The sequence below is a fragment of the Paramagnetospirillum magneticum AMB-1 genome, from assembly GCF_000009985.1.
GTDB classification, from domain to species: Bacteria; Pseudomonadota; Alphaproteobacteria; order Rhodospirillales; family Magnetospirillaceae; genus Phaeospirillum; species Phaeospirillum magneticum.
Map to the genome: position 1 here is coordinate 2,763,595 of NC_007626.1, position 24,674 is coordinate 2,788,268.

General features: G+C 66.1%; 23 protein-coding genes. 9 read left to right on the forward strand and 14 right to left on the reverse strand.

All coding sequences use genetic code 11. The annotated features are described in order from the left end of the window. Nucleotides 1-18: 18 nt before the first annotated feature. The 6 genes from motA (at nt 19) to AMB_RS13000 (ending at nt 5,422) form a co-directional block, all read left to right on the forward strand. A complete protein-coding gene (gene motA / locus AMB_RS12975; protein ID WP_011384959.1) occupies nt 19-879 on the forward strand; it encodes a flagellar motor stator protein MotA in 861 nt (286 codons plus the stop codon). A gap of 18 nt (nt 880-897) precedes the next feature. Next, entirely contained in the window at nt 898-1,932 is a 1,035-nt protein-coding gene (locus AMB_RS12980; RefSeq protein ID WP_011384960.1) for a flagellar motor protein MotB, read from the forward strand. A gap of 11 nt (nt 1,933-1,943) precedes the next feature. Further along, nucleotides 1,944-2,465, forward strand: coding sequence for an RDD family protein (locus AMB_RS12985; protein ID WP_011384961.1), 522 nt, complete (start codon nt 1,944-1,946; stop codon nt 2,463-2,465). Nucleotides 2,466-2,550: 85 nt separating this feature from the next. Then, the gene (locus AMB_RS12990; RefSeq protein WP_011384962.1) at nt 2,551-3,285 is read left to right on the forward strand and encodes an arginyltransferase; all 735 of its coding nucleotides are present in this window, start codon (nt 2,551-2,553) and stop codon (nt 3,283-3,285) included. A gap of 116 nt (nt 3,286-3,401) precedes the next feature. Further along, nucleotides 3,402-3,965 (forward strand): TRAP transporter small permease subunit, encoded by a 564-nt coding sequence (locus AMB_RS12995; protein ID WP_011384963.1) that lies wholly within the window; start codon nt 3,402-3,404, stop codon nt 3,963-3,965. Continuing rightward, the gene (locus tag AMB_RS13000) at nt 3,962-5,422 is read left to right on the forward strand and encodes a TRAP transporter large permease (protein ID WP_011384964.1); all 1,461 of its coding nucleotides are present in this window, start codon (nt 3,962-3,964) and stop codon (nt 5,420-5,422) included. The genes AMB_RS12995 and AMB_RS13000 overlap by 4 nt, the downstream gene beginning before the upstream one ends. A gap of 72 nt (nt 5,423-5,494) precedes the next feature. On the opposite strand, the gene AMB_RS13005 is transcribed toward AMB_RS13000, so the two are convergent. From AMB_RS13005 to AMB_RS13070, 14 genes are all read right to left on the reverse strand, one after another. Continuing rightward, nucleotides 5,495-6,589, reverse strand: a complete 1,095-nt coding sequence (locus tag AMB_RS13005; RefSeq protein WP_011384965.1) for a TRAP transporter substrate-binding protein — start codon at nt 6,587-6,589, stop codon at nt 5,495-5,497. Between the two features lie 115 nt (nt 6,590-6,704). Further along, on the reverse strand, nt 6,705-8,939 hold the full coding sequence (parC, locus tag AMB_RS13010) for a DNA topoisomerase IV subunit A (RefSeq protein ID WP_011384966.1): 2,235 nt from the start codon (nt 8,937-8,939) through the stop codon (nt 6,705-6,707). 51 nt (nt 8,940-8,990) lie between these two features. Next, entirely contained in the window at nt 8,991-9,668 is a 678-nt protein-coding gene (locus AMB_RS13015; RefSeq protein ID WP_011384967.1) for a TetR/AcrR family transcriptional regulator, read from the reverse strand. A 54-nt stretch (nt 9,669-9,722) separates the two neighbouring features. Beyond that, on the reverse strand, nt 9,723-10,496 hold the full coding sequence (locus AMB_RS13020) for an SDR family NAD(P)-dependent oxidoreductase (protein ID WP_173361894.1): 774 nt from the start codon (nt 10,494-10,496) through the stop codon (nt 9,723-9,725). After that, nucleotides 10,493-11,677 (reverse strand): acyl-CoA dehydrogenase family protein, encoded by a 1,185-nt coding sequence (locus AMB_RS13025; RefSeq protein ID WP_011384969.1) that lies wholly within the window; start codon nt 11,675-11,677, stop codon nt 10,493-10,495. Before AMB_RS13025 ends, AMB_RS13020 begins: the two co-directional genes overlap by 4 nt. A gap of 57 nt (nt 11,678-11,734) precedes the next feature. Then, the gene (locus AMB_RS13030; protein WP_011384970.1) at nt 11,735-12,553 is read right to left on the reverse strand and encodes an enoyl-CoA hydratase family protein; all 819 of its coding nucleotides are present in this window, start codon (nt 12,551-12,553) and stop codon (nt 11,735-11,737) included. Nucleotides 12,554-12,591: 38 nt separating this feature from the next. Continuing rightward, a complete protein-coding gene (locus AMB_RS13035; RefSeq protein ID WP_011384971.1) occupies nt 12,592-13,338 on the reverse strand; it encodes an SDR family NAD(P)-dependent oxidoreductase in 747 nt (248 codons plus the stop codon). Nucleotides 13,339-13,361: 23 nt separating this feature from the next. Then, on the reverse strand, nt 13,362-14,129 hold the full coding sequence (locus AMB_RS13040; protein WP_011384972.1) for an enoyl-CoA hydratase/isomerase family protein: 768 nt from the start codon (nt 14,127-14,129) through the stop codon (nt 13,362-13,364). Nucleotides 14,130-14,332: 203 nt separating this feature from the next. After that, nucleotides 14,333-15,280 carry an alpha/beta hydrolase gene (locus tag AMB_RS13045; protein WP_011384973.1) on the reverse strand — a complete coding sequence of 316 codons (948 nt, stop codon included), beginning with the start codon at nt 15,278-15,280 and terminating at the stop codon, nt 14,333-14,335. 3 nt (nt 15,281-15,283) lie between these two features. Beyond that, complete coding sequence (locus tag AMB_RS13050; RefSeq protein WP_011384974.1) at nt 15,284-16,723, reverse strand: aldehyde dehydrogenase family protein; 1,440 nt, start codon at nt 16,721-16,723, stop codon at nt 15,284-15,286. 70 nt (nt 16,724-16,793) lie between these two features. Beyond that, on the reverse strand, nt 16,794-17,480 hold the full coding sequence (locus tag AMB_RS13055) for a universal stress protein (RefSeq protein ID WP_011384975.1): 687 nt from the start codon (nt 17,478-17,480) through the stop codon (nt 16,794-16,796). Nucleotides 17,481-17,483: 3 nt separating this feature from the next. Continuing rightward, nucleotides 17,484-18,680 (reverse strand): 3-oxoadipyl-CoA thiolase, encoded by a 1,197-nt coding sequence (locus tag AMB_RS13060; protein ID WP_011384976.1) that lies wholly within the window; start codon nt 18,678-18,680, stop codon nt 17,484-17,486. 3 nt (nt 18,681-18,683) lie between these two features. Next, a complete protein-coding gene (locus tag AMB_RS13065) occupies nt 18,684-20,204 on the reverse strand; it encodes a 3-hydroxyacyl-CoA dehydrogenase (protein ID WP_011384977.1) in 1,521 nt (506 codons plus the stop codon). A gap of 2 nt (nt 20,205-20,206) precedes the next feature. Further along, the gene (locus AMB_RS13070) at nt 20,207-20,977 is read right to left on the reverse strand and encodes an enoyl-CoA hydratase (protein ID WP_011384978.1); all 771 of its coding nucleotides are present in this window, start codon (nt 20,975-20,977) and stop codon (nt 20,207-20,209) included. A gap of 132 nt (nt 20,978-21,109) precedes the next feature. Between AMB_RS13070 and AMB_RS13075 the strand changes: the two genes are divergently transcribed. From AMB_RS13075 to AMB_RS13085, 3 genes are read left to right on the forward strand one after another with little or no spacing between them, the layout of a single operon-like run. After that, on the forward strand, nt 21,110-21,922 hold the full coding sequence (locus AMB_RS13075; protein ID WP_011384979.1) for an IclR family transcriptional regulator: 813 nt from the start codon (nt 21,110-21,112) through the stop codon (nt 21,920-21,922). A gap of 36 nt (nt 21,923-21,958) precedes the next feature. Further along, complete coding sequence (locus tag AMB_RS13080; protein ID WP_011384980.1) at nt 21,959-23,110, forward strand: acyl-CoA dehydrogenase family protein; 1,152 nt, start codon at nt 21,959-21,961, stop codon at nt 23,108-23,110. Further along, complete coding sequence (locus AMB_RS13085) at nt 23,110-24,663, forward strand: class I adenylate-forming enzyme family protein (RefSeq protein ID WP_011384981.1); 1,554 nt, start codon at nt 23,110-23,112, stop codon at nt 24,661-24,663. The genes AMB_RS13080 and AMB_RS13085 overlap by 1 nt, the downstream gene beginning before the upstream one ends. Nucleotides 24,664-24,674: the final 11 nt, after the last annotated feature.

Genomic DNA, 24,674 nt, shown 5'->3' on the forward strand with positions numbered 1-24,674 from the left:
GGCGTTCAGGGGAAGTGAATGTTCGCAATCATCGGCATCGTCGTGACATTCGTCAGCGTCATCGGCGGGTATGCCGCACCGGGCGGTCATCTCAGCGTTCTGTTCCAGCCCTTCGAGTGGCTGATCATCATCGGTGCCGCGGTGGGTTCTCTGCTGCTCGGCAATCCCAAGACCATCATCATCGGCATCAGCAAGAATCTCGGGCTGGTTTTCAAGGGCGCCCATCACGGCAAGGACGATTACATCGAATTGCTGTCGGTGTTGTACGCGGTGTTCAAGCTGGCCAAGACCAAGGGCGACCTGGCGCTGGAAAGCCACGTGGAAAAGCCCGATGAAAGCCCCCTGTTCGGCAAGTTCCCCAAGTTCAGTTCGGACCACCATACCCGGACGTTCTTTTGCGACTACCTGCGCCTTTTGACCCTGGGAACCAGCAACGCCCACGAGTTGGAATCCATCATCGACGGCGAGCTGGAAGCCCATCACAAGCACTATCACGAGATCGCCCACGCGGTGAACCTGATGGGCGACGCCATGCCGGCGCTGGGCATCGTGGCGGCGGTGCTGGGCGTCATTCATACCATGGGCTCCATCACCGAGCCGCCGGAGGTGCTGGGCCATCTGATCGGCGCGGCGCTGGTGGGCACGTTCTCGGGCGTGCTGATCTCTTACGCATTCATCGCGCCCATCGCCCGCAACATGCAGCTGTGCTTCGACTCCGACCATTACTACTTCCTGGCCATCAAGGCCGGGCTGCTCGGCCACATGCAGGGCTACGCCCCCCAGGTGTCCATCGAGTTCGCCCGCAAAATCCTGCCCGACGAATTGCGCCCGACCTTCCAGGAACTGGAAGAGACCGTCACCAACCTGCCACCCGATTAACCGAGAAGGCAGCCGGACATGGCCGAAGGCGGTCAGCAGATCATCATCAAGCGGGTCAAGAAGGTGGCCGGCGGCGCCCATGGCGGTGCCTGGAAGGTGGCCTATGCCGACTTCGTGACAGCCATGATGGCCTTCTTCCTGCTGCTGTGGCTGCTCAACGCCGTCACCGAGGAACAGCTGACCGGCGTGTCCAACTATTTCGCCCCCACCATGGCGTCGAAAAGCTCGTCCGGCGCCGGCGGCCTGCTGGGCGGCAAGGTGATCGGCGAGGGCGCCCAGGTCTCCAACACCTCGTCCCCCTCCCTGGTGCAGCACCTGCCCCCCGCCTCCATCGGCCCGGGCGGCGAGGACCTGACCGGATCCAAGGAATTCGCGCCCGAGAATGAGGGCGACAGCTCCCTGGGCCCCGGCAAGGGAGCCGGCCAGGGTGAGGGACAGGGCGCCGGCCAGGGCAAGGACCGTTCGGGCATGTCCGAGCAGGAATTCAAGGAAGCCCAGGCCCAGCGCGAACAGCAGAAGTTCGACAAGGCCAAGGAAGTTCTGGAAGGCGCCATGAAGGGCATTCCGGAAATGAAGCAGTTCCAGGGCTCCATGCTGGTGGACAACACTCCCGAGGGACTGCGCATCCAGATCACCGACCAGGAAGGCCTGGCCATGTTCCCGTCGGGCTCCAGCGCGCCCTACGGGCACACCCGCGCCATGCTGGATCTGGTCTCCCGCGTGGTGCGGCAGCTTCCCGACAACCGGATCGCCATTTCCGGCCATACGGACGCCATCCCCTTCCGCGACCCGTCCGGCTACACCAACTGGGAATTGTCGGCCGACCGCGCCCTGGCCACCCGCCGGGCGCTGATCGCCTCGGGCGTGCCGGAAGGCCGCATCGACCGCATCGTCGGCCGCGCCGACCAGGAACCCCTGGACAAGGCCGACCCCAAGGGATTGCGCAATCGCCGCATCAGCATCATCCTCCTGCGCGAGAATGACGTGGGTCCGGTGGATTCCCAATCCCTGTCGGTTCCCCTGAAGGCCGCGACACCCGCGCCGAAGCGTTAGAGGCGGCCGCCATGCCCATGCCGCCCTCTGCCTTCTCCCGCATCATCGACAACGCGCCGGAATGGGACGATCCCTGGGGACAGCCGCGCTACTACATGGGGATCACCGCCCGGCGCATCTATGCCTATTGCATCGATCTGATCGTAGTCGGCCTGCTGGTGGGGATCGTGTTCATGGCCTCGATCATCCTGGGCGCCCTGACCCTCGGCCTGCTGTGGCCCGCCCTGATGGTGGTGATGGCGCTGACCCCCATCGCCTATCACACCCTGACCATCGCCAGCCGACGCTCGGCCACGCTGGGCATGCGGGCGGCCAATATCCGGGTCATGTCGGTGGGACCCAATGCCTTTAACGACAACGGACGGCCCAGCCTGCTTCAGGCCGCCATCCAGACCGTCTGTTTCTACGGATCGGTGGCGCTGACCTGCTGGCTGATTCTGGCCGTCGCCCTGTTCAATACCCGGCGTCGCACCGTGCACGACATGTTGGCGGGAACGGTGGTGGTCAACGACCCGGCGCAGTGGGGCGGCTGAGTCCAAGGGACTGGCAACGGCGGTCGCCGACTCCTATATGTGAGAAACTGGGCGGTTCGGCCCGGATATCGGACAACGGATTTCCATGGATCATTTTCCGCTTAAACGACCCCACTTCTTCTTCACGACGGCACCGCTCCCCTGCCCGTACGTGTCGGGTCGTCTCGAGCGCAAGATCGTCACCGAGCTGAACGGCACCGACGCCGACAGCCTGCACGAAGCCCTGTCCCGGGCCGGCTTCCGCCGCAGCCACTCCATCGCCTATACCCCCGCCTGCCCCGGCTGCAGCGCCTGTATTCCGGTCCGCATCGTCGCCGACGACTTCGTTCCCGACCGCACCATGCGCCGCATCTGGCGGGCCAATGGCGGCCTGACGGCCAGCAAGGTTCCAGCCCGGGCCAGCGCCGACCAGTTCCGCCTGTTCGCCCGCTACCAGGAATCACGGCATTCCGGTGGCGACATGGCTTTGATGGGCTTTTACGACTACCGCTCCATGGTGGAGGACAGCCCCATCGACACCTTTATCGTCGAGTTCCGAGACGGTGACGGCAACCTGGCGGCGGCCTGCCTGGCGGACCGCATGAATGACGGCCTCTCGGCAGTCTATTCCTTCTTCGACCCCGATCTGGCGTCCCGCAGCCTGGGCACCTTCATGGTGCTGTGGCTGGTGGAGGAGGCGAAACGGATGGCCCTGCCCTTCGTCTATCTCGGCTACTGGATCGGGGAAAGCCGCAAGATGTCCTACAAGACCCGCTATCAACCCCTCGAGGCCTTCGGACCCGACGGCTGGAAGCGTTTTGCCCCCGGCGACGGGGCATGACCTACGGGAGTCCACAACTGGCCCGCCTGAAGTTCTTGTGAGATCGTGGGATCGGGAATCCGGCGCCACAAGCCGGTCACGACAATAAATCGACAGGGGAATGGGAGGATTCGGCATTGAAACCGCTTCTGGCACTCAGCTCGCTCATTGATCGGATCAACGAGTGGGTGGGGCGCTCCGTTTACTGGCTGATCCTCCTCATGGTGATCGTCAGTTCCGGCAACGCCACCATCCGCTATATCTTCTCCAATAGCTCGAATGCCTGGCTTGAGGTGCAGTGGTATCTGTTCGCGGCGGTGTTCCTGCTGTGCGCCGGCTACACCTTGCTGAAGAACGAGCACATCCGCATCGACGTGATCGCCGGCCGCCTGCCGCGCCGGACCCAGATCTGGATCGACATCCTGGGAACACTGGTGTTCCTGTTCCCCATGGCCCTGCTGATCCTGACCCTGTCCTGGCCCATGTTCATGAAGTCCTTCACCATGATGGAGATGTCGTCCGATGCCGGCGGTCTGATCCGCTGGCCGGTCAAACTGCTTCTGCCCGTGGGCTTCTCCCTGCTGATGCTGCAAGGCGTTTCCGAGTTGATCAAGAAGATCGCCATCCTGACCGGTGATCTTGCCGATCCCGGCGACCACGGCCATCACCATCACACCTCGGCGGACGGAGAAGCGGCATGACCCAATTCCTGATCGCCAACATGGCGCCGCTGATGTTCGCGGCGCTGGTGTTCTTCCTGCTGATCGGCTACCCGGTGGCCTTCGCCCTGGCCGCCAACGGCATCGTCTTCGGCCTGGTGGGCATCGAGCTGGGCCTGCTGAACGCCAGCCTGTTCCAGGCGCTGCCCGAGCGCATCTTCGGCATCATGCGCAACGACACCTTGCTGGCCATTCCGTTCTTCACCTTCATGGGGTTGATTCTGGAACGAAGCGGCATGGCCGAGGACCTGCTGGACACCATCGGCCAGCTGTTCGGCCCCATCCGCGGCGGACTGGCCTATGCGGTGATCTTCGTCGGCGCCCTGCTGGCCGCGACCACCGGCGTGGTGGCGGCCTCGGTCATCTCCATGGGCCTGATCTCCCTGCCCATCATGCTGCGCTATGGCTATGACCGCCGCGTCGCCTCGGGCGTCATCGCCGCATCGGGTACCCTGGCCCAGATCATTCCGCCCTCCCTGGTGCTGATCATCATGGCGGACCAGTTGGGCCGCTCGGTGGGCGACATGTATGCTGGCGCCTTCATCCCCGGCTTCGTGCTGACCGGCCTTTACGCCGGTTTCATCTTCCTGGTCACCATGATCAGGCCGAGCTTCGCCCCGGCCCTTCCGCCCGAGGCCCGGTCCCTGCGCGGCATGGGGCTGCTGCTGCGCACCGTGACCTGTCTGGTGCCGCCGCTGATCCTGATCTTCCTGGTGTTGGGCACCATCTTCATCGGCGTGGCCACTCCCACCGAGGGCGGCGCCATGGGCGCGGCGGGCGCCATGATCCTGGCCCTGATGAAGCGCAAGCTGGACTGGAACCTGATGCGCCAGGCCATGGACACCACCGCCAAGCTCTCGTGCTTCGTGGTGTTCATCCTGGTGGGCTCGACGGTATTCGGCTTGGTGTTCCGCGGCGTCAACGGTGACCTGTGGGTCGAGCATCTGATGAGCAGCCTGCCCGGCGGCAAGCTGGGCTTTCTGATCGTCACCAACGTGCTGATGTTCGTGCTGGCCTTCTTCCTCGACTTCTTCGAACTGGCCTTCATCCTGGTGCCGCTGCTGGGACCGGTGGCCGAGAAGATGGGCATCGACCTGATCTGGTTCGGCGTTCTGCTGGGCGTCAACATGCAGACCTCCTTCATGCACCCGCCTTTCGGATTCGCGCTGTTCTACCTGCGCAGCGTGGCGCCCAAGACCGATTATATCGACAAGATCACCAACAAGCTGACCCCCAAGATCACCACCGGCCAGATCTATTGGGGCGCGGTGCCGTTCGTGATCATCCAGATCATCATGGTCGGGCTGGTCATCGCCTTCCCCGATCTGGTCACCGGCGGCATCGACAAGGCCGCGGCCGTCGATACCTCGAAGATCCAGATCGAGGTGCCGCAGGGCGAATTCGGCGGCGGCATGTATGGCGGCCCCGATAGCAAGTAAGGCAATCGTGCCGCAATGAAAAAGCCCCGCACCTTCCGGTGCGGGGCTTTCCCCGTTCAGGCCATCCCGGGATTACTTCTTGGGAATGCCGTAGAGCATGAAATTGTCGAAGCCGGCCTCGGCGACGCTGAACCAGGAACGCTGTTCGGCCAGATAGGCGCTCCAATGGTCGAAGACCTTCTTGAAGGCGGGATTAGCCGCGCATTCCTCGGCATAAGTCTCCTGAGCCGCCTTGTAGCAGGCCAGCATGATGTCCTTGGAGAACGGACGCAGCTGGGTGCCGTTGGCGATCAGGCGCTTGAGGGCCGGCGGATTGAGCACGTCGTACTTGGCGCTCATGTCCAGATTGGCCTCGGCCGCCGCCGCCTCGAACACCGCCTTGTAGTGCTTGGGCAGCTTTTCCCACTCGTTCTTGTTGACCAGGGCCGAAACGCAGGGGCCGCCTTCCCACCAGCCGGGGTAGTAGTAGTAGGGCGCCACCTTGTTGAATCCCAGTTTCTCGTCGTCATAGGGGCCGACCCATTCGGCGGCATCGATGGTGCCCTTTTCCAGGGCGGGATAGAGATCGCCGCCGGCGATCTGCTGCGGCACCACGCCCAGCTTGGTCAACACCTTGCCGGCATAGCCGCCGATACGGAACTTGAGGCCCTTGAGGTCCTCGACCGTCTTGATCTCCTTGCGGAACCAGCCGCCCATCTGGGTGCCGGTATTGCCGCAGGGGAAGTTCAGCATGTTGTACTTGGCGAAGAACTCGCGCATCAGCGCCATGCCGCCGCCATGGTACAACCAGGAATTCTGCTGGCGGGTATTGGCGCCGAAGGGCATGGAGGCGTCGAAGCCAAAGGTGGCGTCCTTGCCCACATAGTAGTAGCTGACGGTGTGGCCGCATTCGACGGTGCCGTTCTGCACGGCATCGAGGACCTGCAGACCGGGCACGATCTCGCCGCCGGCGAAGACCCGGATCTGGAACTTGCCGTCGGTGGCCTCGGCCACCCGCTTGGCCAGAACCTCACCGGCGCCATAGATGGTATCCAGGCTCTTGGGGAAGCTGGAGGCCAGGCGCCACTTGATCTCGGGCATGCTCTGCGCGATGGCCGGGGCCGCGATGGTCGTCGAGGCGGCGGCGGCGCCTACCGCCGCTCCAGTCAGAAATTTACGTCGCTGCATTAAAGTCTCCTCCCAGAAAACTTTTGCCGGTTGATCCGGATCAGGTGGAAATTATCCTACACCAATGCAAGGGGGACGCAACGCGACCGGCCACTTCGGAAAACCGTCATATCCCTTATGAGAAACGGTTATTCCTGGGAAATCCGGTGGGTGGCAGGCGGCCGACCGAGGCACGCTTGCCCAGCCAGGGGGTCAGGTCGGATTCGGTGCGCACCCGGTCGCCCAGGTTCCAGGTCAGGCCCTGGGCCAGGGTGAAGACCTTGATGTCGGCCATGCCGCCATCGCGGTATTTCTGCAAGATCACCCCCCTGCCCCGGGTCAGCACCGGAATTTCCTCGGCCATGAACACCAGCAGCTTGCGGTTCTCGCCGATCACCGCCACGGCATCGCCCTCGAACGGCAAGCAGAATTTGGCCTTCTCGCCATCGGCGCAGTTCAGAACCATCTTGCCGGCCCGGGTCTGGGCCAGGACCTCGTTCTCCTCGACCACGAAGCCGCGATCGGTATTGGTGGCGACCAGAAGCTTGCGGCCCGGCTTGTGGACCATCACCGCGGCGATGTCCACGTCGCCGGCCAGATCGATCATCAGGCGCAGCGGCTCGCCATGGCCGCGCCCCGACGGCAGCTTGTCGCCGCCGATGGTGTAGAAGCGACCATCGGTGGCGAAGACCAGGATCTTGTCGGTGGTCCAGGCCTTGAGCAGATGCCCAAGCTGGTCGCCTTCCTTGAACTTCAGCGCCTCGGGCGCGTCGGAATGCCCCTTGAGCGCCCTGATCCAGCCCTTTTCGGACAGGACCATGGTGATGGCCTCGCGCTCCACATAGGCCTCGATGGGCACCACCACCGCCGAGGGGGCGTCGCCCAGCTCGGTGCGGCGCTTGCCCAGGGCCGTGGCCCCGCCGAAGGCCTTGCGGGTCTCGTCGTTCTGGGCGGCGATGGCGGCCCAGCGGCGGGGTTCATCGGCCAGCAGGGCTTCAAGATCGGCCTTTTCCGCCGACAATTCGGCGTGCTCGGTCTTGATCTCCAGTTCCTGCAGCTTGTTCAAGCTGCGCAGGCGCATGTTGAGGATGGCCTCGGCCTGCACCTCGGACAGCTTGAAGGTCTTGATCAGCTCGGCCTTGGGCTCGTCGGCGAAGCGGATGATCCGGATGACCTTATCGAGATCGGCATAGACCTTGAGGAAACCTTCCAGCACCTCCAGGCGCTTGGCGATCTTCTCCAGGCGGAAACGGGCGCGGCGCTCGAGAACCACCATGCGGTGGTCGAGGAAGGCGCGCAGCACCTCCTTCAGATTCATGACGCCGGGCGTCAGGTGGCCGTGGGCGTCGGGAGCCAGGACGTTCATGTTGAGCGAGAAGCGCGATTCCAGGTCGGTCTGGCGGAACAGTTGCTCCATCACCAGTTCGGCCTCGACCGTGCGATTCCTGGGCTCCAGCACCAGACGGATGTCCTCGGCCGATTCGTCTCTGATATCGGCCAGCAGGGGCAGCTTCTTCTCGGACAAAAGCTCGGCGATCTTCTCGATCAGCTTGGCCTTCTGCACCTGATAGGGAATCTCGGTGATGACGATCTGGTAAAGCCCGTGGGAGAGCTTTTCCACCGCCCATTTGGCCCGGACCCGAAAGGCGCCCTTGCCGGTGCGGTAGGCCTCGGTGATGGCCGCCTGGGTCTCCACCAGCACGCCGCCGGTGGGAAAATCGGGGCCGGGCATGTGGGCGATCAGTTCGTCCACGTCGCAATCGGGCTTGGCGATCAGGTGGTCCAGCGCGTCGCAGATCTCGCCGATATTATGAGGCGGGATGCTGGTGGCCATGCCCACCGCGATACCGGCCGAACCGTTGGCCAGCAAATTGGGAAAGGCCGACGGCATGACCACCGGCTCTTCCTCGGTGCCGTCATAGGTGGGGCGGAAGTCGACGCTGTCCTCGTCGAGGCCTTCCATCAGGGCGGCGGCGATCTCGGTCAGCTTGGCCTCGGTGTAACGCATGGCCGCCGCGTTATCGCCGTCGATATTGCCGAAATTGCCCTGGCCCTCCACCAGGGGATAGCGCACGGCGAAGTCCTGGGCTAGGCGCACCAGGGTGTCGTAGACCGCCACGTCGCCGTGGGGATGGTACTTACCGATGACGTCACCGACCACGCGGGCGCACTTCTTGAAGCCGCCGCTGGGGTCCAGCTTGAGCTGGCGCATGGCGAACAGCAGGCGGCGATGCACCGGCTTCAACCCGTCGCGCACATCGGGCAGCGAGCGCGACACGATGGTGGACATGGCATAGGCGAGATAGCGCTCGCCCAGGGCCTCGGCAAGCGGCGTGTCGCGGATATCGCCGGTGACGGCGGGCTTGGTCATGGGGTCCCCTCGGAATTTGAGCCAGATATAGTACTCAAAGAGGGGGAGGCGTCAACAGATCGTGGTGACGCCGAGCTTTTCCCACTGCCGCCGCCCCTTGGGGGTCAGCAGGGCCTGGGCGAAGAAATCCAGGCCCTCCGCCACATATTGCTCCAGGCCGCACAATTCCTTGAGCCGCCAATGCTTCAGCGCCCAGGAATGGGCGAAGGTCACCAGCTGGTAGGTTACCAGTTCCACGTTCACCTCACGCATCAGGCCCGCCTTGATGCAATCGGCGAGGCAGGCGGCGATCATGCCGTTGGTCTCGATCTCGCAGTCCTTGATCAGCTGGCGGCGGTCGTCGGGCAGCGACTTGGTGGAGCGGTAGGCCAGCACGGTGGCTTCGCGCCGCTGGTCCACCACCCGGCAATAGGCCCGGATGGCGGCGACGAAACGCTCCAGCGGATCGGAAAGCCCCTCCAGCGCCGCCGGAATTTCGTGCTTGTAGGATTCCAGCACCGACAGCAGGGCGAGCAGCAGCACGTCCTCCTTGTCGCTGACATATTGATAGATCAGCCCGGCGGACACCCCGGCCTTCTTGGCCACGTCCTGAATGGTGGTGCGGTAAAAGCCCTGGTGGGAGAACAACTCCACCGCCGCCGCGATGATCTGGCCGCGCCGCCGGGCCACCAGCGCCTCGTCGGCAACCTGGGCCTTGACGTCGTGAACCGTGCCCGGCTTGTTGTCCATTGCCCGTCCTACCCCTCTTCCTCGACCATCGCCCTATAAACCACCTCCCGGTCCCTACATCAACTCCCCGCCCGCCACGGCGATGCTCTGGCCGGTGATGGAGGCCGAACCGGGCAGGCACAGCCAGGCCACCGCCTCGGCCACTTCCTCGGGCTTGATCAGGCGCTTTTGCGGATTGGCGGCCACCAGCCCGGCCAGGGCCTCCTCGGGTGTCCGGCCGGTCTTGGCGACGATATTGGCGATGGTGTCGGCGACGATGTCGGTCTCGGTATAGCCGGGGCAGACAGCGTTGACCGTCACCGGTTTCGAGGCCAGTTCCACCGCCAGGGCGCGGGTCAGGCCGATCAGCCCGTGCTTGGCGGCGCAGTAGGCGGCGCAATAGGCCAGACCGGTCAGGCCGGCGGTAGAGGCGACGTTGACCACCCGGCCCCAGCCCGCCTCCAGCATGCCGGGCAGCGCCGCCTGGGTGCAGAGAAAGGCCCCCGTGAGATCGGTGCGCAGAATGTCGTCCCACAGGCCGAGATCGGTCTTGGCGAAGGGCGCCGCCTTGGCAATGCCGGCATTGTTCACCAGGATGGTGATGGGGCCTTGCACCTGGGCGGCCCGGGCGAAGCCGTTCTGAATGGCCGGGGCATCGGTCACGTCCATGGCCACGGCCGAACAGCCCAGGGACGTGGCGGCGGCGTCCAGCCGTCCCTGATCGCGCCCCGTGATGGTCACGACGGCGCCGAGCGCCAGCATCTGGCGGGCGATGGCGGCACCGATGCCGCGCCCGCCGCCGGTGACCAGGGCATGACGGCCGGCAAGCGGCCAGGGATCTCCCATCATAGGGTCAGCCCTTCATAGACCTTGGAGGCGATCACCAGCTTCTGGATCTCGCTGGTGCCCTCGTAGATGCGCAGCGCCCGGATCTCGCGATAGAGCTGCTCCACCGCCATGCCGCTGATCACCCCCAGGCCGCCCCAGATCTGCACCGCCTGATCGATGACCATCTGGGCCTGCTCGGTGGCCCACAGCTTGGCCATGGAGGCTTCGCGGGTCACCCGGCCGCCCTTGGTGTCCTTGACCCAGGCCGAGCGGTAGATCAGCAGGGCCGAGGTGTCGACGGCCACCGCCATGTCGGCGATCTTGGCCTGGATCAGCTGGAAGTCGGCGAGGCGCGAGCCGAAGGCCTTGCGCTTGACCGAGCGCGACACCGCCTCGTCCATGGCGCGCCGCGCAAAGCCCAAGGCGGCGGCACCCACCGTGGTGCGGAAGACGTCCAGCACGCTCATGGCCACCTTGAAGCCATCGCCGGGCTTGCCCAACAGGTTGGCGGCCGGCACCCGCATGTTGTCAAAGCGCAACGATCCCAGGGGATGGGGCGCCATGACATCGATTCGCTCCGACACCGAAAGTCCGGGCGTCCGGGCGTCAACCACGAATGCAGCGAGTCCCTTGGCCCCCTCCCCGTCGCCGATTCGAGCGAAGACGGTGTAGAAGTCCGCCAGCCCGGCATTGGAAATCCAGGTCTTGGCGCCGTCGATGACATAGTGGTCGCCGTCCAGGACCGCCTTGGTGGTCATGGCGCCCACATCCGACCCGGCATCGGCCTCGGAAATGGCGAAGGCGGCGATCATCTCGCCGGTGCCCACCTTGGGCAGGTAGCGGGCCTGCTGCTCGGCATTGCCGAACAGAGTGATGGCGGCGCTGCCCAGACCCTGCATGGCGAAGGCGAAATCGGCAAGACCGGCGTGGCGGGCGAGGATTTCCCGTCCCAGGCACAGCGCCCGCACGTCGAAATCTTTTGCCCGCCCGCCATAGGCGGCCGGAATGGCCGCTTTAAGGAACCCCGCCTGTCCCAAGGCCGTTACCAGGCGTCGGGCGGTCTGGTCCATGGCGGGGCCGTGCGCCTCGTCCTCGGGGCACACCCCTGGGAGGATGGTGCCGGCCCAGTCCTCGAGCGACCGGGCAAAGGCGCGGTGGGACTCGTCGAGAAAGGGCCAGTCGAGAAACGTGGCGTCACTCATGATACTTTTCCTTTTTAGCCCCTCTCCCGCTTGCGGGAGAGGGGGGCAAAGCCGAGATCAGTTGCCTTCGAACACCGGCGCCTGCTTGTTGGCGAAGGCGACATAGGCGCGCTCGAAGTCCTTGGTCTGCATGCAGATGGCCTGAGCCTGAGCCTCGGCCTCGATGCACTCGCCCAGGCCGTGGTTCCATTCCTGCCACAGCATCTTCTTGGTCATGGCGTGACCGAAGGTGGGGCCGTTGGCCAGGGACTGGGCCAGCTTGTTGGCGGCGTCCAGCAGTTCTTCCGGCGCATGCAGCGAGTTGTAGTAGCCGACGCGCTCGGCCTCCTCGCCGCCCATGGCGCGGCCGGTGTAGAGCAGCTCGGCGGCACGCGACAGGCCGATCAGGCGGGGCAGCAGGGTGCAGGCGCCCATATCGGCGCCGGCCAGGCCGACGCGCACGAACAGGAAGGCCACCTTGGACCGCGCCGTGCCCAGACGGATGTCGGAGGCGCAGCCCAACATGGTACCGGCGCCGGCGCAGATGCCGTCGATGGCGGCGATGATCGGCTGGGGCGCGTTGCGCATGGCACGCACGGCGTCGCCGGTCATGCGGGTGAATTCCAGCAGCTCGGGCATGTCCATCTTGGTCAGCGGCCCGATGATCTCATGCACGTCGCCGCCCGAGCAGAAATTGCCGCCCGAGCCGGTGACGATCACCGCCTTGACGTCGTCCGCATAGACCATGTTCTCGAACAGGTCGCGAAGTTCTCCATAAGAATCAAACGTCAGAGGGTTTTTTCTGTCAGGGCGGTTGAGGGTGAGCGTCGCCACCTTGCCGTCCACCTTCCAGTCGAAATGAACGGCCTTGTACTCGGCAGCCTTGAACTTGCGCATGGGATTGTCCTCTTGTCTTGATGTTGCGAAGGGGGCTCTTAGCCCACCATGGTGATGCCGCCGTTGACCGACAGAACCTGGCCGGTGATGTAGTCGGCCCGGTTCGACGCCATGAAGACGATGGAATCGGCCACTTCCTGCGGCTGGCCGAAGCGGCGCATGGGGATAACCTTGAGGAAGGCTTCCAGGAACTTCTCCGGCTCGGACTTCAGCAGCGGCGTGTCGGTCGGGCCGGGGCAGATGGCATTGACGTTGATGTTGAAGCGGGCGCCTTCGCGGGCCAGGGCCTTGGAGAAGGCGATCAGGCCGCCCTTGGCCGCCGAATAGACGCTTTCGCCCAGGGACCCGACGCGGCCGGCATCGGAGGCGACGTTGACGATCTTGCCGGTCTTCTTCTCGATCATCAGGGGGAAGAAGGCGCGGATCAGCTCGATGGGGCCGGTGAGGTTGAGGCTCATCACCTTGGCGATGAAGGCGTCGTCATTATCGACGAAAGGCTGGATATGGCCCCAGCCCGCCACGTTGCACAGGATGTCGAGGCGGCCGCGGGTGGCGACCACGTGCTCCTTCACACGCGCGATATTGGCCTTGTCGGTGACGTCGAGGCGCACGAATTCAGCCTTGAAGCCCTTGGCCGTCAACTCGGCCGCCGCCTTTTCGCCGGCTTCGACGTTGATGTCGGCGATCAGCACATCGGCACCAAGCTCGGCCATGGACTTGACGGTGCAGTAACCGATGCCGGAGGCACCGCCGGTAATCAGGGCGACTTTATCCTCGAACTTCATTTCCTTGGCTCCTTCGAATGGGATTACTTGGACAGGAACGCCTCGACCCGGTGACGGGTCTCGGGCTCGTGCAACAGCAGGTTACGGGTGGCGGTCAATTCCTCCTCGTAGCCGTCGCGGGACGGATCGAGAGAGGCTTCGATGCAGGACTTCGAGGCCGCCACCGCGGCACGCGGCAAGGTGGCGAGCCTATCGGCCAGGGTGGCGGCCTTGTCGGCCAGTTCGGCGCGGGGCGCCGACCAATGGACGATCCCCATGGCCTCGGCGCTTTGGCCGTCGAGAATCTCGGCCCCCAGAATCAGGCGCTTGGCGATGGCCGGGCCGCACAGCCGGGTCAGGCGCTGGGTCCCCCCCGCCCCCGGGATCAGGCCGAGATTGACCTCGGGCAGGGCCAGCTTGGCCTCGTTGGCGGCCATGCGGAAATCACAGGCCAACGCCAGTTCCAGCCCGCCGCCCATGGCCGCGCCGCCCACCTCGGCGACGGTGGCGAGGGCCAAGGTCTCGATGCGCTTCAAGACGTTCTGGAGGTCGCGGACAAAGGCGATCTGGGCATCCACCAGATCGGGATTGGCCAGATTCTCACGCATCTCGGCCAGGTCGGCCCCGGCGCAGAAGGCCTTTTGCTCGGAGCGCAGATGCAGGACGCGGATGGTCTTGTCCGCCTCCACCATGTCCATGGCCGCGTGCAGATCCTTGATCAGGGCACGCGACAGGGCGTTGACCGGCGGGCTGGCCAGAGTCACCACGAAGACGGCGCCCCGGCGGGCGGTATTCAGCACGGAGAAGGACATTCACGCCTCGAACTGGATGACCATTCAATATGACTGAATGTTCATTCATTCGATGCGCCAAGTCAAGCGCGATTGAATAGGCGTTCAGTCAATGTGTCATCCCGAGCGAATGCGAGGGATCTCATCCTGGAATGCTTTCACCGGATCGGCAGCAATGTTCCAGCCGGAGATTCCTCGGCTTCGCCTCGGAATGACACCCCGATCTAGGAAGAAGCCACCGAACGCCACGCCCGGCAGACTTCCGCCAGGGCCTGCTTGCCCGACTGGACGTAGCCCGCCAGTCCCAGGCAGCCATGGATGGAGCCTTCCAGGCGCACATGGCGCACCGGCACTCCCGCCCCCTTCAGCGCCTCGGCATAGGCGTCGCCCTCGTCCACCAGAGGGTCGAAGCCGCAGGTCAGCACCAGGGCCGGCGCCAGCCCGGCATGGGAAGCGGCCCGCAAGGGCGAGGCATCGGGCTCCAACACCGGATTGGTGCGCCCAACGAAATACTGCTCGGTGAACCACTCGATATCGGCCTGGGTCAGCAGATAGCCGTCGGCCAACCGGATGCGGGAGGGAAAATCGCCCGCCTGATCCACCGCCGGATAGATCAGCAACTGGGCCGCCAGGGCGATCCCCAGATCGCGGGCATGCAGGGCCACCACCGCCGACAGGGTGCCGCCGGCGCTGTCGCCGGCCACGCCCAGAGCCCAGCCGGGATAATCCGCCGCCGCCCAGCGCAGGGCGGCAATGCCGTCCTGGATGGCGGCGGGATAGGGATGCTCCGGCCCCATGCGGTAATCCAACGCCACCACCACCGAGCCGCTCTCGGCGGCCAGGGCGCGGCAGTGGGGGTCGTGCGTCTCCAGGTCGCCGACCACGAATCCGCCGCCGTGGAAGTAAAGCAGCAGCGCCGTGACCTTGGCGCCTCCCTGGGGCTGGTAGCGCCGGGCAGGAATGTCGCCGATGGAGATGTCCTCGGCCTCGACACCCTCGGGCGCCGGAGGATTGGTGCGCGACAGGCGCCGGGCGAATTCCGCCCGCCCCTCCACCGGCCCCAGGCTGGCCAGCTTGGGCAGGTTCAGCTCGGCGGCCTTGGCCAGCACGAAGGCGATGTCCGCGTCCAGCTGCCCGGGGCTCCCCAGGGAGAAAAAGCCGGTTTCCAGCATGTCCTACTCCTTCGGCTCGGAGCCGAACAGGGTCTTGGATTCCAGGAACTCCTCGAACCCCGCCTCGCCCCATTCCCGGCCGACGCCGGACTGGCGGATACCGCCGAACGGGCCGCCGGGATGGGACAGCGCACCGTTCAGATGCACCATGCCGGTGCGCAGGCGGCGCGCCACGGCGCGGGCCTCGTCCAGGTCGCCGGCATAGACATAGCCCGACAGGCCATAGACGCAGTCGTTGGCGCCGGCCACCGCGTCGTCCAGGTCGGCATAGCCGCGCATGGACAGCACCGGGCCGAAGATCTCCTCGCGCATGATGGTCATGGCATCGGTGACCCGGCTGAACACGGTGGGACGCACGAAGTAGCCCTTGTCCAGCCCCTCGGGCCGCTCGGGGCCGCCGCAGACCAGCTTGGCGCCCTCCTCCATGCCGGTGCGGATCATGCGCCGCACCTTGTCGAACTGACGCCCGTTGGCGATGGGTCCCATCACCGTCTCGGGATCGGAGGGATCGCCGACCTTGATCTGGGCGCACAATTCGGCAGCCAGGCCTTCCGCCTCGTCCAGGCGATGGGCGGGAACGAACAGCCGCGACGGCGCGTTGCAGCTTTGCCCGGTATTGCCCATCATGGCCTTGACCGCGTGGCCGATGGCCTTCTTGAAGTCGGCGCTGTCGCAAATGATGTTGGCGGACTTGCCACCCAGCTCCAGCGAGACCTTCTTGATGGTCGCGGCGCCTTCGCGCATCACCGACGAGCCGGCGAGGTTGGAGCCGGTCAGCGACACCATGTCCACCAGGGGATGGGACGACAGCACCGGTCCGATCTCGGCACCGTCGCCGAACACCATGTTGAAGACGCCGGCCGGCACCCCGGCCTCGTGGATGATCTCGGCCAGGATACGCGCCGAATAGGGCGCGAACTCGCTGGGCTTCAAGACCATGGCGCACCCCGCCGCCAAAGCGGGCGCCACCTTGCAGGCGATCTGGTTCATGGGCCAGTTCCACGGCGTGATCAGGCTGACCACCCCCACCGGCTCCTTGACCACCAGGGTGGTGCCCTGGCGACGTTCGAAGGCATAGGTCTTGGCCAAGCTCAGCGCCGTCTTGAAATGTCCCAGCCCGGCGCGGGCCTGGGCGGGCTTGGCCAGGCGTTCGAGCGGTGCGCCCATCTCCAGGCTGATGGCCTCGGCGATCTCGTCGAGACGGCGCTCATAGCCCGCCGTCACCTTGGCGAGGATCTCCAGACGCTCGGCCAAGGGCGTCGCCGCCCAGGCGGGAAAGGCCTTGGCGGCGGCCTGGATGGCACGGACCGCATCATCGGCACCGCCCAGCGCCACCCGGCCGGAAACCTGTTCCGTGGCGGGATTGATCACGTCGAGCAGACGCGAACCCTTGGCGGGCTTCACCCAGGCGCCATCCACGTAGAAATCCAGGCAATCACCCATGGCACTTCTCCAAGAAAAAAGGGGCGGCGGATTGTTGCCCAACCCGCCGCCCCCGTCGAATGAAAGATCGTCAATGCGACAGCAGGACAGGGACGGTCATATGGTCGAGAATATGACGGGTGGCCCCGCCCAGAACCTTTTCGCGCAACGGCGAATGGCCAAAGGCGCCCATGATCAGCAGATCGGCCCCCTGCTCGGCCGCCCGCGACAGCAGCGCATTGCCGGCGTCGATATCGCCCGAGGTGGAGCGCAGGATATCCACCTTGATGCCATGCCGCGCCAGGGTGAGTCCGATATCGGCTCCGGCGACGCGGCCGTCGCCATCCTCGGCATCCATGGTCATGACCGTCACCGAGGAGGCCCCGGCCAGCAGCGGCAAGGCGTCGAACACCGCCCGCGTCGCCTCCCGCGACTGGTTCCACGCCACCAGCACACGCCGCCCGACACTGGGAAAGCGGCCATGACGCGGCACCGCCAGCAGGGGACGGCCGACGCTCATCACGGTCTCGGTGACGTGATCGGAACTCCCCGACGCCGCCTGCCCGACGATGGTGAGATCGGCGTAGCGGGCATGCAGCGCCAGTTGCTTCACCCCGCTGATGGGGCGCCATTCGTCGACGCCCTCGGGGGCAAGGTCACCCTCGCCCACCCCCACCAGCCGGGCGCCGTGCTCGGCCGCCAGCATTCGGGCGAGGTCGAGACGCCCCGCCCCGGCTGCGTCGGGCTCCACATGGACGAGGATTTCCTTGATGGCCATGGATCAGACCCTTTCGATCACGGCGGCGAGGCCGTGGCCGACGCCGATGCACAAGGAGACCACGGCATGGCGCCCGCCGGTCCGCTGCAACTGCCGCGCCGCCGTCAGCGCCAGACGGGCACCGGAGCAGCCCAGCGGATGGCCGATGGCGATGGCGCCGCCATTGGGATTGAGGCGGGAATCATCGGCGGCCACGCCCAGTTGGGTGACGCAACCCAGCACCTGCACGGCGAAGGCCTCGTTGATCTCGATGAGGTCGAGGTCCTTGAGGGAAAGCTTGGCCCGCGCCAGGGCCTTGGTGATGGCGGGAACCGGCCCCAGGCCCATGACACGCGGCGGCACGCCGGCCGCCGCGCCGGCGACGATGCGGGCGATGGGGGCGATCCCCGCCTTCTCGCCGGCGGCGCGGGAGCCGATGAACAGCGCCGCAGCGCCGTCATTGATGCCCGACGCATTGCCGGCGGTGACCACGCCGCCCTCGAACAAAGGCTTCAGCTTGGTCAGCGCGGCAAGATCGGTCTGGGGACGCGGATGCTCGTCCTCGGCCACGATGGTGTCGCCCTTGCGGCCGGCGATGGTGATGGGGTGGATCTCGCCCTCGTAGAAGCCTTCGGCCTTGGCCTTGGCGTACTTGGCCTGGGAGGCGGCGGCGAAGGCATCCGAGGCTTCGCGCGACAGGCCCAGGTCATGGGCGATGTTGTCGGCGGTCTCCGGCATGGAATGGCCGCCGAAGGACTTCACCACCTTGGGATTGGCGAAACGCGCCCCGATGGTGGTGTCGAAGATCCTGGCATCGCGGGACCAGGCGCTGTCGCCCTTGGCCAGCACGAAGGGGGCGCGGGTCATGCTCTCGACACCGCCGGCCAGATACAGGTCACCCTCGCCGCAGGTCACCGAACGCGCCGCGTCCAGCACGGCGGCCAGTCCCGAGGCGCACAGGCGGTTGACGGTCTGGCCCGCCACCTCCACCGGCAGACCGGCCAGCAAGGCGGCATGACGGGCCACGTTGCGGCTGTCCTCGCCCGCCTGGTTGGTGCAGCCGAGAATCACGTCCTCGACATCTTCGGGCTTGAACGATGAGCGGGCCACCAGGGCGCGGATCACCTCGGCGGCCAGATCGTCGGAACGCACCGGGGCGAGGCCGCCGCCATGGCGGCCGATGGGGGAACGCAGGCCGTCGTAGATATAGGCGTCAAGCATGGATCAGGACTCCGAAGTCAGCAAAGAGACGCCTAGAGCGGCGCGGCGTTTCAGCCACAGGCTGGCGCGGTAGCGGGGATCGCCGGTGATGGCCAGCACGGTGTCGAGGATGGCGACCACCTTGGCGGCGCCGATGCGGTCGCCCCAGGACAGCGGCCCGGCGGGATAGCCGAGCCCCAGGGTCACCGCCTTGTCGATGTCGTCCGGCGTGGCGATGCGCTGCTGGGCGATGTCGCAGCCGATATTGACGATGGTCGCCACCACCCGCTGCGCCACCAGACCGGGGCTGTCGGCGATCACCGAGACGGCAACCTCGTCCCCGGCCAGCAGGCCGTGGGCGCCGTCGCGGATCTCGGCCCGGGTCACCGGGTTGGTCATCACGGTACGGTGGCTGTCCAGACCGAACAGCGGGTCGATGGCGACGGACCGGGCGGCGTCGAGGCCGAGGCGCACCACCGCCGTGGTGCAGTCCTCGCCCAGGACGGGGATGAGGATCAGGGCCGTCTCGCCCGGCTTCTCACCCGTCTCCAGCGAGGCGCCCAATTTGGTGACCAGGGCGGCGACAGCCAGCGAGCCCTCGCCCGGAGCCACCCAAACAGGGCCTTGCCAGGCGGCGGGAACCGGCGGCGCGGGCGGCACCACCGCCTTGTCGCCCTCATAGGCATAAAAGCCTCGCCCGGTCTTGCGCCCCAGCAGGCCGGCGACGAGGCGCGAGCGGGTGATGGGCGACGGGCGGAAGCGTGGTTCCTGGTAATACTGGTCGTAGATGCTTTCCATCACCGGGTGGGAGACGTCCAGGGCGGTGAGATCCAGCAGTTCGAACGGCCCCATGCGGAAGCCGGCGGCCCCCTTCAGGATGCGGTCGGCGGTGAAGAAGTCGGTCACCCCCTCGCCCACCAGCTTCAGGGCCTCGGTGCCATAGCCGCGTCCGGCGTGATTGACCACAAAGCCGGGGGTGTCCTTGGCCTTGACCGGGGTATGCCCCATGCGCCGCGCCAGAGCCGTCAGGGTCTCGACGACCCAGGGCGCCGTCATGACGCCATCGATGACCTCCACCACTTTCATCAGTGGAACGGGATTGAAGAAATGAAAGCCGCCCACCCGCTGTGGGTGCTGGCAGGCGGCTGCGATGGAGGTCACCGACAGCGACGAGGTATTGCTGGCAATCAGGCAGTCCTTGGAGACGATGGCCTCCAGATCCTTCATCAGGGCCTGCTTGACCTTGATGTCTTCGACGATGGCCTCGACCACCACATGGCAGGGAGCCAGATCGGCAAGGCTTTCGCCCAGCTTGAGCCGCGCCGTGGCGCTAGCGCAGGCCTCGGCGGTCAGCTTGCCCTTCTCGGCCAGCTTGGCGAGCATGGCGGAAACGGCGTCGCGGGCCTTGGCGGCGGCGCCGGGCAATGCGTCAACCAGGATGACGGTAACGCCCGAGGCCACGGCGATCTGGGCGATGCCGCGCCCCATGGTGCCGGAGCCCACGAGACCGAGGATGAGGTCGGAACGATTGGCGTCGAGACTCATGATCATTTCCCCTGATAGGTGGGCTTGCGCTTCTCGATGAAGGCCTTCATGCCTTCCTTCTGATCGGCGCTGGCGAACAGCAGTTGGAAGGCCTTGCGCTCCAGCATCAGGGCGGTGTCCAACGAGGCATCCTGACCGGCCAGCAACACTTCCTTGATCTGGGCGATGGCCACCGGCGGCATGCGCGAGATGGTCTTGGCGATCTCCAGCGCCTTGTCCACCACCTCGGCGTCGGGGACCACCACAGAGGCGAGCCCCATCTGCCCGGCCTCGACGCCGCTGATGGCCTGACCGGTCATCACCATCAGCATGGCCTTGAACTTGCCCACGGCGCGGGTCAGGCGCTGGGTGCCGCCGGCGCCGGGCATGATTCCCACCTTGACCTCGGGTTGGGAGAAGCTGGCGTTCTCGCCCGCCACGATGATGTCGGCATGCATGACAAGCTCGCAGCCGCCGCCCCAGGCATAGCCGTTCACCGCGGCAATCACCGGCTTGGGGCAATTGGCGATGGCCCGCCACAGCAGGTGATTGTTGCGCTGCATCAGTTCGATGGCGCCCACCTCGGCCATGTCCTTGATGTCGGCTCCGGCGGCGAAAGCCTCCTGGTTGCCGGTCATCACGATGGCGCGAACCGAGGGATCGGCCCCCAGGGTGGTCATGTGTTCGGCCAGCAGGCGGCGCACCTCGCCATTGAGGGCATTCTTGGCGTCCGGCCGGTTGATACGCAGCAACACCACGGAATCAAAGGGTTTTTCCAGGAGCACTTCCGTCATGACGTTCCTCAGTTTCGCTGTGCGAAATCGCGTTTCACATTTTGTTGACGCCAGAGCCTAAGTCGTGTTTTGGTCTCTTGGCAAACAAAATCATGCCCCCCAACCGCAATGGGGGGACCGGGAGATGAAGCCTTGACGGATTCCGAGGAAACTCAGGCCGAAGAGCCCCAGGCCGAGGGGACGCAGGACCGCCAGTTCGTGGTGGCGCTGTCGCGTGGTCTCGAGGTGCTGCGCTGCTTTCGCGCCAACGACGCCATGCTGGGTAACCAGGAGATCGCGGCGCGCACCGGCCTGCCCAAGCCCACCGTGTCGCGCCTAACCTACACCCTGACCAAGCTGGGCTATCTGGTCTATATGGACCACTATTCCAAGTACAAGCTGGGCACCGCCGTGCTGTCGCTGGGCTATACCGCCCTGGCCGGCATGGACATCCGCCATGTGGCCCGCCCGCTGATGCAGGAACTGGCCGATTATTCCGACGTGGCGGTATCGCTGGGCAGCCACGACCGCACCAGCATGATCTACGTGGAATCCTGCCGGGGCAAAGGGGCGCTGACCATCCGCCTGTCGGTGGGCTCGCGCATTCCGGTGGCCACCACCGCCATGGGGCGCGCCTTCCTGGCGGCGACGCCTGAGGCCGAGCGCACCGCCATCCTCGACGAGGTCAAGAAGCGCCACCCCGAGGATTGGCCGCGCATCCGCCAAGGCCTGGAGCGGGCCTTCCGTGAATACGCCGCCCGAGGCTTCACCATGTCGGTGGGCGACTGGCAGAGCGACGTCCACGCCGTGGGCGTGGCGCTGACCAACCCCGCCACAGGCACCATCGTCGCCCTGAATTGCGGCGGCGCGGCCTTCCTGCTGCCGCGCGAGCGCCTGGAAGGCGACCTCGGCCCCCGCCTGGTGGCGGTGGCCCGCAAGATCGAGGCGGCGCTGGGACGCCGCTAACCCCATATCCATTCTTCAAGACGGGACGAGACCGACATGATCCGTGACCAGGAAATCCTCAACCAACTCCTCGACACCCTGTCGCGCTTCGTGCGCGAACGCCTGGTGCCCAACGAGGAGCGCATCGCCGAGGACGATGCCCTTCCCGCCGAAATCATCGCCGAGATGAAGGATCTCGGCCTGTTCGGCCTGTCCATCCCCGAGGAATACGGCGGGTTGGGCCTGACCATGGAAGAAGAGGTGCTGTGCGCCTTCGAGATCGGCCAGACCTCGCCGGCCTTCCGCTCCATCTTCGGCACCAATAATGGCATCGGCTCGCAGGGCATCATCATCGACGGCACCGAGGAGCAGAAGCAGAAATACCTGCCCCGCCTGGCCACCGGCGAGCTGATCGCCTCCTTCGCGCTGACCGAGCCCAATGCCGGCTCCGACGCCGCCAGCCTGCGCACCACGGCGCGCAAGGACGGCGACCATTACATCGTCAACGGCACCAAGCGCTTCATCACCAACGCGCCGGAAGCCTCCATCTTCACCCTGATGGCCCGCACCGATCCCAACAACAAGGGCGCCGGCGGCATCTCGGCCTTCATCGTCGAGGCCGATTCCCCCGGCCTGTCCTTGGGCAAGATCGACAAGAAGATGGGCCAGAAGGGCGCCCATACCTGCGACGTGATCTTCGAGGACGTGCGCGTGCCGGCCGCCAACATCATCGGCGGCATCGAGGGCCAGGGCTTCAAGACCGCCATGAAGGTGCTGGACCGCGGCCGCCTGCACATCTCGGCCACCTGCGTCGGCGTGTCGGAGCGCCTGATCAGGGACAGCGTCAAATACGCCGCCGAGCGGGTGCAGTTCGGCAAGCCCATCGGCGAGTTCCAGCTGGTCCAGGCCATGCTGGCCGATTCCCGGACCGAGGCCTATGCGGCGCGCTGCATGGTGCTGGACGCGGCCCGCAAGAAGGACCAGGGCATCAACGTCTCCACCGAGGCGGCCTGCTGCAAGATGTTCGCCTCGGAAGCGGTGGGCCGCATCGCCGACCGCGCCGTGCAGGTCCATGGCGGCGCCGGCTATATCTCCGATTACGGCATCGAGCGCTTCTACCGCGACGTCCGCCTGTTCCGCATCTACGAGGGCACCACCCAGATCCAGCAACTGGTCATCGCCCGCAACATGCTGAAGGACATCGCCTGATGCGGCCAATCGCCGATATCCTGGCCGATCTGCCACCCCGGCTGGCCCAGCTGGCGCGGCAGTGGCAGCGGCGGACGCCCGACGCCCCCGCCATGATCCAGGGAGAAACCCGCTGGAGCTATGCCCGGTTGGGACAGGCCATGGACGAGGCCGGGGCGCTGTTGCGCGGCCTGGAGGTGCGTCCGGGCGACCGGGTGATGCTGGTGGGCGAGAACTGCTTGGCTCTGGTGGCCATGATCCTGGCGGCGGGCGAGCTTGACGCCTGGGCGGCCATCATCAATGCGCGGCTGTCGGAGCGCGAGATCGACACCATCCGCGACCATTGCGGCGCCCGGCGGGTGATCTACACCACCGACGTCTCGGCCGAGGCCACCGCCCATGCCCGGCGGCATGGGGCGGAGCTTCGCGCCTCGCCCCTCCTCGGCAGCTTCGCCGTGGGGCCGCTCAACCACCAATGTGGTTCGGAGCCGGTGGAGCCCGGCAACGGTCAGGTGGCGGCGCTGATTTATACCTCGGGCACCACGGGAACGCCCAAGGGAGTCATGCTCCCCCACCGCAACATCATGTTCATCGGCGCGGTGTCGGGGGGGTTGCGCGACATCGGCTCCGGCGACGTGGCCTATGGCGTGCTGCCCATGTCCCACGTGTTCGGACTGGCCTCGGTGCTGGTGGGGACGCTGTTCGGCGGCGCCTGCCTGCACGTGGCGCCGCGCTTCGCGCCGGCCCAGGTGCTGGCCGACCTGAAAGCCGGGCTGACCATGTGGAACGGCGTGCCCGCCATGTTCGCCAAGTTCCTCGAACACATCCGCCTGACCGGCGCCAAGGTCGAGGCCCCTGCCCTTCGCTTCCTGTCGGCGGGCGGTTCGCCGCTCGATCCGGCCATCAAGGCCGAGACCGAGGCGCTGTTCGGCCAGGTGCTGAACAACGGCTACGGCCTGACCGAATCGGCGCCGACCATCTGCCAGACCCGCCTGGACGCGCCGCGCAGCGATTGCTCGGTGGGCCATGCCCTGCCCGGTGTCGAGGTCCGCATCGTCGGCGAGGGCGGCAAGGACATGCCCGACGGCCAGGTGGGCGAGTTGTGGAGCCGTGGCCCCGGCACCATGAAGGGCTACTACCGCGCCCCGGACATGACCCGCGAGGTGATCGACGCCGAGGGCTGGCTCAATACCGGCGACTTCGCGCGCCGCGATCCCGACGGGGCCCTGTTCATCGTCGGGCGTGCCAAGGAGCTGATCATCCGCTCGGGCTTCAACGTCTATCCCGCCGAGGTGGAGGCGGTGTTCAACGCCCATCCCCTGGTCACCCATTCCGCCGTGGTCGGCCGCCCGGCCGCCGATGGCAACGAGGAAGTGGTGGCCTTCGTCCAGGTGGCGCCGGGCACCGAGCTCGGCTCCGCCGAACTGACCGAGTGGGCCGCCGCCCGCCTCGCCCCCTACAAGCGCCCGGGCGAAGTGGTGGTGGTCGGCCACCTGCCCGCCGGAGCCACGGGAAAAATCCTGAAGAACCGCCTCGCCGAGGCGGCAAGAAACCACGCTTACGACACGCTATAAAAGTTGGGAGG